The 15422-nt window shown below is 50.4% G+C and carries 12 protein-coding genes and 3 tRNA genes; all 15 read left to right on the top strand.

The features are described from left to right. The first annotated feature begins 109 nt into the window (after nt 1-109). A tRNA-Gly gene (locus ELAC_RS02100) sits at nt 110-181 on the top strand. Nucleotides 182-225: 44 nt separating this feature from the next. Further along, nucleotides 226-297: transfer RNA gene (locus tag ELAC_RS02095), tRNA-Gly, on the top strand. Between the two features lie 20 nt (nt 298-317). Beyond that, nucleotides 318-389 (top strand) — tRNA-Gly (locus ELAC_RS02090). Between the two features lie 170 nt (nt 390-559). Further along, a complete protein-coding gene (gene tig / locus ELAC_RS02085) occupies nt 560-1858 on the top strand; it encodes a trigger factor (RefSeq protein WP_158227779.1) in 1299 nt (432 codons plus the stop codon). 474 nt (nt 1859-2332) lie between these two features. Continuing rightward, nucleotides 2333-2926 (top strand): ATP-dependent Clp protease proteolytic subunit, encoded by a 594-nt coding sequence (locus tag ELAC_RS02080; protein WP_098037731.1) that lies wholly within the window; start codon nt 2333-2335, stop codon nt 2924-2926. A gap of 191 nt (nt 2927-3117) precedes the next feature. Beyond that, nucleotides 3118-4386 carry an ATP-dependent Clp protease ATP-binding subunit ClpX gene (gene clpX / locus ELAC_RS02075; RefSeq protein ID WP_098037624.1) on the top strand — a complete coding sequence of 423 codons (1269 nt, stop codon included), beginning with the start codon at nt 3118-3120 and terminating at the stop codon, nt 4384-4386. Between the two features lie 173 nt (nt 4387-4559). Beyond that, a complete protein-coding gene (locus ELAC_RS02070) occupies nt 4560-5516 on the top strand; it encodes a hypothetical protein (protein WP_098037623.1) in 957 nt (318 codons plus the stop codon). Next, nucleotides 5513-6436 (top strand): hypothetical protein, encoded by a 924-nt coding sequence (locus ELAC_RS02065; RefSeq protein ID WP_098037622.1) that lies wholly within the window; start codon nt 5513-5515, stop codon nt 6434-6436. The genes ELAC_RS02070 and ELAC_RS02065 overlap by 4 nt, the downstream gene beginning before the upstream one ends. 436 nt (nt 6437-6872) lie before the next feature. Then, a complete protein-coding gene (locus ELAC_RS02060; protein WP_098037621.1) occupies nt 6873-8384 on the top strand; it encodes a hypothetical protein in 1512 nt (503 codons plus the stop codon). Between the two features lie 93 nt (nt 8385-8477). Next, nucleotides 8478-8963, top strand: coding sequence for a hypothetical protein (locus ELAC_RS02055; protein WP_098037620.1), 486 nt, complete (start codon nt 8478-8480; stop codon nt 8961-8963). A gap of 132 nt (nt 8964-9095) precedes the next feature. Continuing rightward, a complete protein-coding gene (locus tag ELAC_RS02050; RefSeq protein WP_098037619.1) occupies nt 9096-9671 on the top strand; it encodes a SycD/LcrH family type III secretion system chaperone in 576 nt (191 codons plus the stop codon). Nucleotides 9672-9909: 238 nt separating this feature from the next. Further along, complete coding sequence (locus tag ELAC_RS02045; RefSeq protein ID WP_098037618.1) at nt 9910-12843, top strand: phage tail family protein; 2934 nt, start codon at nt 9910-9912, stop codon at nt 12841-12843. A gap of 83 nt (nt 12844-12926) precedes the next feature. Continuing rightward, on the top strand, nt 12927-13643 hold the full coding sequence (locus ELAC_RS02040) for a SycD/LcrH family type III secretion system chaperone (protein WP_098037617.1): 717 nt from the start codon (nt 12927-12929) through the stop codon (nt 13641-13643). Between the two features lie 54 nt (nt 13644-13697). Continuing rightward, nucleotides 13698-14282 (top strand): hypothetical protein, encoded by a 585-nt coding sequence (locus ELAC_RS02035; RefSeq protein ID WP_098037616.1) that lies wholly within the window; start codon nt 13698-13700, stop codon nt 14280-14282. Beyond that, nucleotides 14272-15411, top strand: a complete 1140-nt coding sequence (locus tag ELAC_RS02030) for a hypothetical protein (protein WP_098037615.1) — start codon at nt 14272-14274, stop codon at nt 15409-15411. The genes ELAC_RS02035 and ELAC_RS02030 overlap by 11 nt, the downstream gene beginning before the upstream one ends. Nucleotides 15412-15422 lie beyond the last annotated feature (11 nt).

Raw genomic sequence — 15422 nt, 5'->3', positions numbered from 1 at the left:
GAAAAAAAAAGCGAACTCTATACTCTGGCCCTTAAGTTTCGATTCGACAGCCTGATTAAAACGAGCCTTCGCTCTCAAAAGTCAGGCAGTAAATCAAAACGGATAAATTGCGGGTGTAGCTCAGTGGTAGAGCATCACGTTGCCAACGTGAGGGTCGTGAGTTCGAGCCTCATCACCCGCTACAGCTTTTTTCCTCAAAGGATTAAGCCTTAACTTCAACAGAATGCGGGTGTAGCTCAGTGGTAGAGCATCACGTTGCCAACGTGAGGGTCGTGAGTTCGAGCCTCATCACCCGCTATTATCCTATGACTCCCTTTGCGGGTGTAGTTCAGTGGTAGAACGTCACCTTCCCAAGGTGAATGTCGTGAGTTCGAGTCTCATCACCCGCTTCCCGTCAAATCAACAGTCGCTAAAACCGCTAACAACTCAGTCATTGACTCCCCTGATTATCCCGAACTCCCTTGTCTTGACCTCTTTTGCCAAAGCCTTTGCTTTAATTCGGCGATTTGGCTCATAATGGCGATCATTTTAAGAAATCATCAAACGTGGAGAGATCCTTTTGTCTCAGCAATTATTTGAATCAACCGACTACAAGGTCAACGTCACAAGAGAACCTGGCTGCCAGGTCAGCTTCAACATTCACGTCAGCCCTAAGGCAACGCACGACTTTTTAAGACAGGCCATCAAAGTGGTCAACAAGGAAGTGTCGCTGCCTGGATTCCGTAAAGGTAAAGCGCCTGAAAAACTCATCGTAGACCATTTTGGCAAACAGGTGGAGAAGGAATGGAAAGACATCGTCGTCCAGGAAAGCTTTGTGCAGGCAATGCGCCTGACCAACCTGCACCCCTTCAGGAAAGACAGCGTCCAGGATGTCAAGATCGTGTCCATCTCAAAAGAAAAGGGCACAGAGGTTAATGTCTTCTTCGAATCGATGCCTGAAATCCCCACAGTCGACATGAAAGAGTTGCAACTCGAAGCCATCGAGCCGGAGCCTGTCACGGAAACGAAAATCCAGCAAATCGTGGAAGACATCCGCTACCAAAACGCTGACTGGCATAGCGTAGAAGGACGTGGCGTCCAGGAAGGCGACTTCATCGATGTGGACATTGAAGATCTCGACAATCTGGGAAAATTCATATGCCAAGACTTCCGCATCGAAGTGACAAAAGGCAAAATCGGCACTTGGCTGCACGACCTGCTGATCGGCCAGTCTCCCCTTGAGTCAAGAGAAGCTGTCAGCCGCCTCGAAGAGGGTGTTGTCAATCACGACTTTAAATCGACACGCTGCAAGGTCACTGTCAAGGCGATTAAAGCCAGCGTCCTGCCTCCTATCGACGACCAGCTCGCAGCAAAAGTGGGCCTGAAGAGCAAAGATGAACTCTATCAGAAGGTCAAAGAAAACCTGGAGAAGCAGCACCAGGAAGTGGCGCGCGAAAAGCGACGCGAGGCCCTTGGCAACCTCATCGCCAAATCCTACAACTTTGAGGTTCCCTACTCCATCACCTCTTCGAACGCCCAAAAGCGCATCACGGAGAAGTCACAGCACCTCGCTAAAGAGTCGAACGGGGAAGTAGACGTCAAAAAACTTGATGAGATTGAAGCTGAGACAAGAAAAGAAGTAGAACTTCTCGCTCGCTGGCAGTTCATCGCCCAGAAAATCGCCAAGGAGAAGCATGTCCATGTCTCCAAACAGGAAGTGCTCACTGAACTTATCCTGCAAGGCTACATCGATCCGGCAACAGGCAGCAGCAAAGCCCGCATGGACGAAAGCCCCGAAGACGTGATGAGCAATGTCTATTCGATGTTGATGATCAAGAAGGTCGCCGATCTTCTTCTGCAAGATGCAGAAAGTCGATAAAGGCTAGCCTGCTCCCAATCGCAAAAGCTCTGCTTTAAGAATTTAAGGCAGAGCTTTTATACAAAGGACTGTGCCGCTTTCCAACTTTTACAGCGCATAGTGACAATTGTGCTTGACCCACCTTCCTGTTCAATTTATAACGAAAGATTGCAGCGCGGTCAGACGCGTTATACTGATAATTGCCGATAAGGAATTTAGATTAAATTTCCCTGGCAGTTCTAAGAGACTGCCCATAAACTGAAGTCGCATGATTTGTATGCTCGATTGGGCTATAAGCCTCGAAAAAAAAATTCTGATTATTGAATTGATACGCTGATTTTTTTCGAAGTTTATAGCCAAATAGAGTAGCAAAGCGTACATATTTGGGTTTTAAGACAGTCTCTAAATGATCAACGATCACGAGCACCTTTTAATCACGAAAACTAAAAGAGCATCCATATGAAAAGGCAAAATAACTCTTTGTTACGCCCCGAAATGTCCCTTACCCCCTATGTGATTGAAGATACGGGCCGCGGAGAGCGGTCGATGGATATCTTTTCGCGTCTCTTGAAAGACCGCATCATCTTCATCGGCTCCGACATTGACGACCACGTCGCCAACGTCGTCGTAGCCCAGCTGCTCTTCCTCAGAATGGAAGATCCGAAAAAAGATGTGAACATCTACATCAACTCCATGGGCGGCTACATTACCGCAGGGCTTGCAATATTCGACACACTCAAGTGGATGTCGTGCAACGTCAACACCTACTGCATCGGACAAGCTTCGTCCATGGGTGCGTTCCTGCTTGCAGCCGGAACCAAGGGGCGGCGCTATGCCCTTCCCAACAGCCGGATCATGATCCACCAGCCCTCAGGAGGCGTTGGCGGTAGAGCGGAAGATGTGCGCATCCAAGCTAAAGAGATCCTCTTCATGAAGAGACGCTTGACTGAGATACTTGCAGATTGCACAGGACAGACGATTGAAAAAATCACCTCCGACTCCGAGCGGGATTTTTTCATGAGCCCGGAAGAAGCCAAAGCCTACGGTCTGATCGACGAAGTCGTCCATCCAATGCCCCACAAAAAATAGGCAAGGCATCCACCCGCTTCATGACCCTCTTCTCTTAGAGACTGTCTTCGAATGGACAGGCTCTAAGAGACTGCTGGACATCTTAGACAATTTACGCGTAAAATAGTACATACCCGAATCGGTATTTCCCTCTTCGGCAGGCACTCCCGTCGCAAGAGATTTTTTAACTTTCAGAGCAAGAGTACAAGGACATGGGAAAAAACAACTTTCCACCTAAAGACATCATTTCCTGCTCCTTTTGCGGAAGGACAGAAGACGCAGTAGAGAAACTCATCTCGGGCCCCAATGTCTACATCTGCGACAAATGCGTGCACCTCTGTGCAAGCATTCTGGAGAAGAAGCAGCAGCAAAAAACGCAGACCGCAGGGGAACCGTTCGAAGTCAAACTGCTCAAACCCAAAGAGATCAAAGAGAAGCTTGATGAGTATATCATCGGCCAGGAAAACGCCAAGCGCTCGATCTCTGTCGGCGTCTACAACCACTACCGCCGTGTCTCCTCCCTTGCCAAAGGCGAAGGGGAAGTCGAGATCAGCAAATCCAACGTCATGCTTTTCGGCCCCACCGGTTCCGGAAAAACGCTGATAGCCAAAACACTGGCGCGCATCCTGGAAGTGCCTTTCGCGATTGCCGATGCGACAACGCTGACCGAAGCCGGCTATGTCGGTGAAGACGTGGAAAACATTATCCTGCGCCTCCTGCAAGCCGCCGATTTTGATGTCGCGAAAGCCGAGAAGGGCATTGTCTACATCGATGAAATCGATAAAATCCACCGCACGACGCAAAACGTCTCCATCACACGAGATGTCTCCGGCGAAGGTGTTCAGCAGGCGCTCCTTAAAATCGTAGAAGGGACAGTAGCCAACGTCCCCCCCAAGGGAGGGCGCAAACACCCGAATCAGGAATACATCCGCGTCAACACCGAAAACATCCTCTTCATCGTAGGAGGAGCCTTTGTCGGACTCGACGAAATTGTCGCAAGACGACTGGGCAAGAGTGTCATTGGATTCCGTCAGGACGCTAAAGAAGAGTTTTCCCCTCAGGAAAAAAGTAAACTTCTGTCCAGGGTAGAGCCGGAAGACCTGATCCATTTCGGGATGATCCCTGAGTTTGTCGGTCGCTTCAACAGCTTAGCCAACTGCAATGAGCTGACTACCGAAGACCTGGTTCGAGTGCTCACCGAGCCGAAAAATGCGGTCATCAAACAGTACCAAAGCTTATTCCTGCTCGACGACGTCAGACTGCAATTTACAGAGGACGCCCTGTTCGCAATTGCCGAAAAAGCACAAGCTGCAGGAACAGGGGCAAGGGCCCTCCGCATGATTTTGGAAGGCTTGATGCGCGACCTGATGTTTGATGTTCCTTCTGATGACACCATAGAAGAGGTGATCATTGAAAAAGAGACGGTGACAGAAAACAAAAAGCCAATCATCACCCGGACTCTCGATACAAAGAGCGCCTAAGCAAACTCTCGAACAGCCCCGCTAAAATCAATTGCGGGGCTTATACCGAAAGTTGGTCTTTCAATCCCGAGGCTTTCTCAAAGCCCACAGCCAACTTTTGCGATACTTTCGGTATATCTTTACCCGCACTTTCGTTTTTTGCTTTTTATTTCCTTTCAGTATATGCCAGAGGCATGCATGCAGAAGAGATCAACATCACCTATCTGAACGAGGAAACCAAGCGGGAAATGCTTTCGCTTGCAAACCCCGAACTCGCCTATTTTTTCAAAGAAGAGAAACCCGTACGAGGAAAAAAGGTCATCAGGCAACTCCTGTATGCGGTGTTCGATGAAGAGACCCTGCAAGGCTTCGCCCTGGTCGTATTCCTCCCCAGCTTCTCCTTAGGCGACATTAAACAGCTCTATCTGAAAGAAATCCCAGCAAAAAAAGAAGCGGCCACCCGCTTGCTGCATTGCATCGAAGATTCCCTTAAACGGCGCGGTTGTCTGATTTTACAGCACCAATATGAGGAAGACGAGGGCGCACCCACCCCTTTCATCGAACTTTTTTTACAGGCGGAAGGGTTCGGCCTCAAATCGCTGCGGATGGCGCGCCTCTATTTCGACATATTCGCATTCTTGCCTCCCTGGTTTTTAAAAACGCGTCCCTTGCCACCCGATTTTTCATTTTTCCCCTGGAAAGAGGTCACCCCGCAGGAGTTGATGAAACTACACCGCATGCAAGAGCAGTTTACCGTGCATCCCTTCATTTCGCCGACAGACGAGGAGGAGTCGATGCAGCCGATCAACAGCATCGGCCTCCGCTACAAAGCGGAGTTGGTGGGTTGGATGGTCACTCATACATTGCCGTATGAGCCGGATCAAATTCGCTACTCGGCCTTCTATGTGAGTCCGGAGTTTCTAAATCGTGGAGTCGCCGTCCCGCTTTTGCAAGAGTCCATCCGCCGGCAGCAACGCTCACCCATCCAATGGGGCTACCTGCTGCTCAATTTCGGCTACACCGACAAGCGCTGGCTGCGCTTTGTGGAAGCGCGCATCCGCCCCAATGCCTATCGTCTGGTCCGCATCTGGCGCCTATCCAAAGCTTTAGCCATGCCACGCTCTGCCCAAGATGAAAAGGGCAAGCCGTGATCAACATCGAAGAAGTGGATCTTAAAGCGCTTAAGCACCCTCTTTTGAGCGCTGTTCGCACCCATCTTCCCGCTGAGCTGACCAGCTTCTGCGAGCCAGGGAAAGACAGGAAGGAGAAAAAGGCGCCGCTACCCTTACTCGCAGTGGCCATCGATCATGGCCAACTTGCCGGCTTTGCCTTCGCCCTTTATTACCGACAGCTCCATCTGGCTGACTTAAGCCTAGTCTATGTCAGTGATCAAAAGCCCTTCGGGGAAGTGGCGGAACTCCTTCTGAGCTTCCTCGAGGCGCGCCTGTATGCAGAGGGCTGCCTCGTGATCGAGCACCACTACGCCAAGGAGGAGGGCTCTCCCGACTTAGGCCTTGAGACGGAACTTTATCGAAGGGGGTGGGGACATAAAACCCTGATCCATACGCGCTACTATTTTGACTGCTACGCTTTTAAGCCAAAATGGTTTACTACGCATCATCCACTGCCTGACGGATTTTCTTTGAAACCGTGGAAAACCATTGACGCAAGCGAAAAACTCAAAATCCGCCTCCTGCAGGAGCAGTTTACCTTTCACCCCTTTATCTCCCCCCTCGAAGACGAGTCTCATATCCAGGAAATCAATAGCTTAGCCCTACTCCATGGTGATGAGGTCATCGGCTGGATGGTAACGCACACCCACCCCGATGATCCGCAGCTAATCCGCTATTCATCCCTCTACGTCAAGCCCGAGTTCCTCGCCAAAGGGGTAGCCGCGCCCTTGCTGCAGGAATCGATTCTGCGGCAGCAGCGATCTCCGCTCCGCTGGTCATTTTTTCAGGTGACTTGGAGCTTTACCGATCAACGCTGGATCCGTTTTATCGATAAACGCTTAAAAGGCCAGACCTCCCGCATCGTGCACTACGCCCGTCTCTCCAAAGGCCTTCGTTAAGACTCTGTAAACATTTTAACCTGACCAAAATCCAGTGAACGTTAATTTGTCATTCGCATTGAAAATAAAATATTTTTTATATAAAATAATATATGTGGGGAAAGATTGCATCGCCATCCAACGGCATCTGGACTATCTAGTCTGTACCTAATATTGATCCCCGCGAGGAGCCTTGTGAAGGCCAAGCGTCTCAAAAAACTGCCCTGTTTGCCTTGGAAGAGCAAGAAGCGCGGCTTTTTGGACGGCTGGAGAGTGAAAGCCGATCCGAAGTAGTTTTAGATAATGTCTTTAACAAAGAGAGAGAGGCTGACGTACAGCAAAAATCAGCTCCGCAATCACCCCACGTTATCATCTCAGGGGGTGTCTTACCCCCAAAAGATGCCATGGAGCTGAGAGCATGCCAAGACTAAGCCTCCCTAAGTTGAGGAGATAATATATGACGTTTGATTCACAAGACCCTTTTGCAAACGGACCCTTCATTATACCGGTCAACGGCGGCCTGGCCCCCGGAGATGTGGGTTATGAAGGACCCCTGTCCTTGCAAGTCAACTCGAAATTCGAGTCGGCAGCCAAGTATAACGGCTCGACCCCCCTTTCGGATGACTACCAAGATGTCATTCTAATCGAGGTGCCCTGGGATACCCAGCTAAATGCGGATCTTGACGCTTTACTGGCATCAGGTGACCTAATATTAAAGAAAGCGGACGGCACGCTGCTTTCGGCGGCAGACGCGGCAATCGTGGTGGACTGGCTGAAGGGTGATACCGGAAGCAGTTCTATAACAAGAACACTTGGCGAGCTTGTAAACTCGTCTACCATAACTTCCAGAAATATGTATGAAAGCGCCGACAACTATAGCGGCGCAGCTCTGACAGGAGGCTACCAAGGTTTAATCTATTTTCAGTTGCTGAATGGTGCCAGCGTTACAAACTCAATTAATACGCTTGTCGCGAACTCGACCCCCCCGAATCCCAAACTAATCGAGTTCAGACGAGCAGACAAGTCGGTGATCACCGATGCAGCCGACATAGCTGCTATTGTCGCATGGCTCGGTGGCACCAATACAGTAGATGCCTTAGTCTCGAGCAATACGGTAGTGAAAGAACTAAGCGGTATCAAGGAGGTTCTGCCGGTCTATGAAGCCAATGCGCACACTATACAGAGGCTGATTGAAGTCAACTATATCCGCGAAGGAAACCGTATCCTTACAAACGCCTTAACCTCGCTGGATGATGCCTTAAGGACGACCGACAATGTTCTGTTAACTCTGTCGACTATCCAGAACCTGCACAACAAGTTGACTGTTAAATCGCCCGGCGCGCTGAGCTTTGACTACTTAAGCGACCAGGTCGCCGACGGTGTCGAAGCGACCGCTTCAGCCTATGCTTCGGCCTACCAAAAGGCAGCGAGCGGCTATTTCGGCCCTCCCATTTACCCCGATTTCATGTGGAGTAGCGCGACTGCGATCGTTCCGGGGCTGCCATCCGGAGGCACTTTCCACCAGTACGCAGAAGAGTTAAGCGTTGCCAAGAGCAACCTTGGAGTTTATCTGGCTGAACTGCTTCCTAAAACACCGACCAACCCTCCGGGACAGACACCCACCCCAAGCAACGTCGACCCCAACTCGCTTTATGCCAAGTCCAAGATCGTCTATGACAACATGGACTGGTCCGCGGATGGGCTACCTACTTTTGAAAAGGCAAGAGACTGGGCGCTTGATAAATACGATGTTTATCAAACTTCAGGCGCGAACGCTCAGGAAGCTGGTAAACTGCAGCAGGAAATCACCTTCGCAATTACCGCCGGACAGTCGCTGAACGACAGTTTGAAAGAAAAGGTCAGAAGGTACATGTTCGTGTTTGAAGAGTACTATAAATCTGCAAGCTCGATGCTCTCTAAGATTTCGCAGCTTATTGAAAAAATGGCGCAAGGTTTGCGCCCATCATAAGAAAGAGGTATGTTACTTTATTTTTAAAAATAATTTATATGTGTTTCAATATAAATTGAGAGTCCTTTATCTCTAATTTTCAAGGAGGAAATTATGGGGTCTCCTGTAGGATCGACAGACAATATCAATACGCAAAGCGTCGCCGAAGATCTACGCTACGCCGAGACGCACAGAACCCTTATTATCGATAGGGTGTTCTTGATCTTGGTCAAGATTATCGAGACGCTGCAAAAGACAGCGGCAACTCAGTCGGATCGTCTGAAAATCTATACCGAATGGCAAAAAGCCTATACGGATAAGATGGACCAGATCCCGGCATTCACTGCCAGCAACGATGCCTATAACGATGTGATCACCGGGGCTGACGACGACGATGCCAAAGGCGCCCGCGATGACTTGAACAAGACCAACTCCACTTTCACAGAACAGATCCGCGGAAGAAGGAGTGTTGTCTCCGACGATGCCAAATCGCTGCAAACAAACGTTAACCAATCGTCCGATGCCGTCAACCAGCAAACGAACATGGCGACATCATTACTGCAGCAGTTGAGCACGATACTGGGATCTATATTTAAATAAGGCATGCGTTTGAATTTCTGCAGGAAGAGCGCGGCCGGAAACGAGTTTGGGGTATCTGAAAGGCTTGGTTTGAAGCCCAAGCTGGAAAATGCACATTCCAAAAGGAATCTATAAATCGAAGGAGGTTTTCCCATGGCGGGCGACGAGCAAATGAGTAAGATAGCTCAACAGCTTGGAGACAAAGTCCAAAAAGAGACGAGCGGTGCAGCCGGACAGGTTGCCAAGAAGATGTCAAGCGCAGGGATGATGCCAAAGGAACTCCTTGGATTGACAGATTCGATGGTTGAAGGAATCTACGGACAGGCTTACCGCCTGTATAACACCGGCAAATACCGCGAGGCCGGCCAGCTGTTCAGACTGCTTGTGATGCTAAGTTCCACGGAGGCAAAATACGCCATGGGGCTGGCAGCGTGCCTTCATATGACAAAAGACTTCAAGGCGGCAATTGAAGCCTACATGCTCTGTTCGGTCATCGACCCGGCAAGCCCGGTTCCCCATTATCACGCCTCGGACTGTTACCTGCAGATGAAAGACCGCTTGAGCGCTATCATCTCCCTTGAGCTCGCATCGCGCGCCTGCGGCGAGAAACCGGAATTTAAAACGCTGAAAGACAGAGCTCAGATGACCATCCAGAGCCTTAAGAAAGAGGTTGAACACGACAGAGCCAATCCGCCAGCGGAAGGCGCAGGCAAGGAAGATAAAAAATAGCATTTAGAAACAGTAATTTTTCCTCGCAAGAGAAGGAGGATCGAAGGGAGTACACAAAGCACCGCCGGCCACGCTTGTATAATGGCCAAAACTGACAACGACTTTGAAGGGCAGAATCACGAAAAGCGCTCCCTCTCTTAAGAGACAAACACACCGGATGCTGTAGCGACGATTGAAAAATCTGAAAAACAAAAGAGTGCAGCCACTCCGGGAATAGTAAAGAAAGGAGTATAAGACAATGACTGGCATGGGCAATATCGGCGATACTTCGAGTAATGTCTTTTTCCAGATATCCGGCGGCCCCCTCGGCAGCACCACGCAGACGGCGGCATCGACGACCATGACGCTTGCCGACTTCCAGGACGTGATGGTTTCCCTCGGATATACCGAAGAGCAAATCACCAATTACCTGAACAACCCCAGCTTACCCTTCCTGGTCACCCCGCAAGATACGGGACAGTACGTTTTTGACCCTGTTCAACTTCTAAATGACCTCATGAGCGGGGGGGACGGATCGGGATCGGTAGTAACGGGCGAAAATTTTGGGGAGGTTTTTGAGCAGCGCCTTGGTGCGCTTCTTCAAGACCCCTCCTTTTTAGACGAGATCGGTGCGGCAAGCCCTGAAATCGCCGAAAACAAACTCAAGATGGCGCTTCTCAATCCCGATAGCGTCGCGGGTGACAAACTGCAGGAAGTTTTGCGCAACCTGATGGAAGGGGCACCGGAAGGCTGGCCTCCTCAGGCACAACTCGACGTGTTTGAGAGGGAGCTCGGAGCAAAAAAAGACGGCAGCTTTGAAGAGAATATGGAGAGCATGGCCGACGAAGGCGACTTTATGGCGCTCCGCAACGCGTACTACAATAACAAACCCGAGCAGCTCACCGATGCTCAAAAAACGATGTTCAACCAGATCATGGCTGCCTCCAACAGCCAGCTGCAAACTATCTACGGAATTCCACCCAACATTCAAGTTCCTTCACCTGGCGCTGAATATTTCAACACCAGTGTGAACGTCAATTTTGAAGACGACTTCAAAACGAAGCTTGTCGAGATGAAATTGCTCGGTGATTTGGGCCTACCGGGGGGTATTACCGAACAAGAGTTCAATACATTGAGGTCGATGCTCTACTTCAACGATCCAACAAATTCCCAGCAGTCGGCTCTGCAAGGTAAGTTTCAAGATCTCTACAATTCCATCCTGAGCGAATTCAAAGCCGATAACGGCTTGCCGGAGCAGTGGACCCCGGAAAGACAGACGGCAGTCGGGCAAGCTTGGGCGGACGGCGTTTGGAGAAGCTCTTTCATGGATAACTTAAACGCCCTTTCCATTCCGACCGAGATGAAAGCGCAGATCCTGGCAGCTCTTGCCAACCCGGCAGGAGCCGACCCGATCATTCAGGCCATGCTCGGCTCCTTAGTGGACGAAACAACCGCCGGTGTCATTCAGTCCTTAGGGCTTCCGGCAACGTGGGCTCCGCAAGCAAAAACGGTCGACTCCAACGTCCCGGCAGCTTCGCTGCTCATGGCACGGGCCGGTATCGCCAACTTGCAGGGAATCTACAACGCCGGACTCGAAGCGCTAGCGGCGATGCCCCCCAACGACCCCAACCGCTCTCTTTTGATCGACTACCTCAAGCGCATCGGCGATTCCCTAAGCAAGCTGCAGGAGATGATGTATATCGTCGAATCCTCATCGGCCAAGGTCTCTAAAACTCTAGGTGCAGCCGTACAGGATATGCAGCAAAACAAGATCGACGAGGCGGCCAAGCAGGCGGAAGAGGCCAGAAATCAAAAAGACAGCAAAGGGTACAAAAAACAGCATGATGAAGGTAAGCAGACCTTCATGAAGATCTTTGGCCCCATCATGGCCGTCATCATGGCCATTTTAGCCGTCATGACGGGCAACCCGGCACTGATGGCCATTGCCCTCTTCATGCTGGCTAACTCCCTTTCCCAAGCCTTTGGCGGCCCCGACCTCATGCAAAAAGTATTTGAGCTCGTCGGAAAATTGGTCGAGAAAATCGGCAAGGCGCTAGGGCTTTCCGAATCGGCCATATCCGCCCTCTCCATGTTGACAAAAATTTTGCTGATCGTTGCTGTCGTTGTCGTCTGTTTGGCAACCGGCGGAGGAAGTATGGTCGGCTCCATGATCCTGATGCAGTTTATCATGGATGCCGTCATGAAGTCCGACCTCATCCTGGATGGGATGAAAATCAGCGACCCCGATCCGGATCCTGAAGAGATCGCCAAAGTCACAATGGCTGTCATGATCACCATGATGGCAGTCATGATGACAGTCATGATCGTCCAGATGATCGTCATGACGGTGCTTACCGGTGGTGCGGGCGCGGCTCCGGCAGCCGGGATGCTGGCAGGCATCGGCGCCCAGCTTGGCGCCATGGCCGGGCAACTCGCAGGGGCTATCTCGACTTTCATCACTGCGCTCGGCCCGGTAGGACAGATCATTATGAAGATCGTCGAGGCGATCCAAAAAGTTGTCGAGATGGTGATCAAGCTTTTGCAAAAGTTGATGGAAATTATCCAGAAGGTCATGAACTTCGTAAAAGATGTAGCAAAGGCAGTGGGTGATATAATCAAAAACGTAGCGAGGGCTATCGTTGACGCCGTCGATGATCTGCTCAAGGCGCTGTCGAAAGGAGCGTCGGAAATTCTAAGCAAAACACCGCAATTTGTGCAAAATGCTGCAAGAAGTGTTCAGGATACTGTCTCTCAGATCGCTCAGAAGATCCAAGACTTGGCAAATCAGTTTATCAAATTCCTCAAAAACAGCTCGGTTGTTCAAAAAATCCAGCAATTTTTCAAAGACCAGGCTGATGCATGGAGCAAAATGAACTCCGGAGAAAAGATGAGCAAAGTGGCCAACTACATGCAGAACGCCGTCGATATCACTATCGGTTTAAACAGTGCCGTCAGCGGCATTACCCAGGCGCAGTACGCTATGATGATGGCCGAACTTGTCAAGCTGCAGGCCAAGAGCGAAGCGTATATCGAAGAGGTCGAGGCCCTGATCAAGATGCTTAAAAAAATCATTGAAAACTTGCTGGAGGGGATGGGTCCGATTACGGAGTTCATCCAAGACATCAACAGCTTGCAAGTGAAGAAGTACGAAGACGCCTCTTCCGCCGGAGGATGGGACGCCGTTGCCTCTTAAACGGTTTATTAATGTTGTGAAAGGGAAAAGAAAAACCACAGGGATTTACCAAACAAGTTGAGGGATAGCAAAGGAGATATGCTATGGCAAAGGTTGAAGAGATTATTCAGGTGATTATTCAGGATGCAGGCATCACAATAGACCCTGAGACGCTCAAAGAGAGAACAGAGTTTTTGCGCGAATACCTCCAGGTATTTGAAGATGCGGAGCCGAAAGACCTTTTTCCGAGCATAGCCGAGACAGAGAAAATGATCGATGATCTCGTCACAAAAAACGGAGGCAACCTCTCCGCGAAAGAGATAGAAGAACAGAAAAAAGTGATGAAGAAAATCTTCATCGATGGAAAAGCCCCGGCTGAAGCGATGGGCATCGACGCCAAGACAACCGAGATGATCTATAGCGAGGCCGGTCGCCTATATAATGCAGGCCGCTATCAAGATGCTCTCGGATTTTTCCGCGTTCTTGATCTTATTATGCCGAATGTACCCAAATTCATGTTTGGCATCGCCGCCTGCTACCAGATGCTCAAAAAAAACAGCGAAGCTGCCGGATGGTACATCAAGTGCTCCTACTTCGATAAAGAGTCTCCGATACCCTATTACCATATGTCCGATTGCTTCCTGAAACTGAAAAACTACGGAGCCGCATTAGCTGCACTCCGCATGGTATTGCAAAGAGCCAAGGGCGATCCGAAGTTCGAAAAGATCTGCGGCAAGTGCAAACTGATGATGGAAGACGCCAAAAAGCGCCTCAACGAAACGCCCCCGGAAGGCGCCAAAAAAGAGGCCGGACAAGAATAAGCAGACCGGCTGCCAGGGCGATTTGAGGTTTCTTTCGCCCTCTAGGAGGAATATATGAGTTATTCAGGTTTGGACAGCAGCTTCTACCGGCCGGGTGGAAACTACCAGCTGGAGAGGCAACTGAGCCAGGATTTCGAACTGGGAGCCTTGGAGCAAAAGATGGTCTCCGGACGCGTGGCTCCGGAAGACACGATCGATGTAGCCCTCTACCTCGGCCAGTCCTATGGACGCAACGCAACTGTAGCCTCCCACCCGACACTGGAATTTCCCATTTGGAACTTAAGGGCATCGGCGCCTGACTTTCAGCCTCCGCCCGAAGTGTGGGGTCCGGTCTATGACGGACTGCTTGACCTCTTGCCAGCGGACATCAAAGGCAAGCTTTTAGAAGAGATGGCAAAACCCTACGGCGAACGGCAAGATGGCTTTAATGCCCTTCAGAACCTGCTTGAAACGGCTGCCAAATTCATGGTGATGATTGAACTGGCCGCGAGGGATATCGGCCCGGACAGTTCAGCGGCAAAGATACGGGAAGCGTACCTGAATTTACCGCTGGAGTCGCTGACGAATTTGGAAGGCATCTCTTCAACGGTGCTCAGTACCGCCTTGGAGCTTTTGCAGGGGGAGGGTTTTGCTGCTTGAGGGAAAGAGAGGAGAAGCGACGATGACACCCATGAGCCGCGATGCGCTATTCAAAGCGATCAAGGAAGGAGAGACCCTCTTTCAGAGGTTGAACTATTTTACCGGGAGGATGAAAGAAGGCTTCCTCAGCGAGAAGGAAAGCGAGGGGCTGAAAGCACTTGTCAAGGAAATCACGCTCTATGAAGAGCAGCTGCTTAGGAAGAGCTACGGCGAGGATTTTCTGATTTTAACGCCTCTTGCCAAAACGCTTTCCGTGCTGGCCAATTCGATGCTTCTTGACAGAGGGCCAAGATCTGTCGGTTTTACTTTGGCCATCGCTTTTTTAGAGACAGGAGAAGAGGGAAAAGGGACGCAGCTTACAGGGCCTTCCCTTAAATGCTACGCCAAAGCGTTGACAGACCTCTTAGTCCCGGTTTTCTTTCCGGGAATAACGGAGGGAGGGAAAAAGCTCTTTGACAACATGGCGCTTCTCTACATCGCTTTGAGTCAATCCCTCGGAATACTGGCTCTCGGTGTCGAGCGGGAGGGAGCGCTCGACCAGGCCGCCGATGTTGTTAAAAAAAAGGTGGAAAAGGCCAAAGAAGTCGCCCTGGTTTACACTTCGCTGTTCATCCAGGCAGCCATGCAGCAGCGCTTTATCGATCTCTGCTTCGCCGGGGAAGAAGGAGAAAGGACTTATGGCAGCGCAGTTGAAGGCGGGGCGGCGGGCAATGTTGCAGCGGTGCTTGAATTTGCCTTTTTAAGCAGCTTCATTCAGGGGAGTTTGAGTACAGATAGAAAAAAGGGAGAGTACCTGTTTAAAGCTTTGGTTCCGCATCTCAAAGAGAGGGCGGCTGCGTTTGAGTCCCTCATGAAGGGCGTGCTCTATCAGAGGGAAGAAAATACCGAAATATCCTTAAACGGCGTGGCGGTAGCCGTGACGGAGCTCAGACTGGCTGTTGAAAAAGAAGAATGGAACCAGTTTATGGAATCCCTGCAAGGGTTTTTAGAGGCTTTGGGAGTTGATAAAAAGGGGTTTGAGATCGATTTGCACGATCTGAGGCGGCTCATCCAGTTCCTGGCCTTCGCCATATCCAAAGAGGAGCTGGCGAATTTAGCTGCCATACATACAGGGATGGTGACGGTTTAAAGACCCAATTT

Origin of the sequence: Estrella lausannensis (genome assembly GCF_900000175.1) — a bacterium.
Lineage (GTDB): Bacteria > Chlamydiota > Chlamydiia > Chlamydiales > Criblamydiaceae > Estrella > Estrella lausannensis.
Note: the sequence above shows the minus strand (reverse complement) of the source record. Positions and strands in the feature narration are given on the sequence as shown.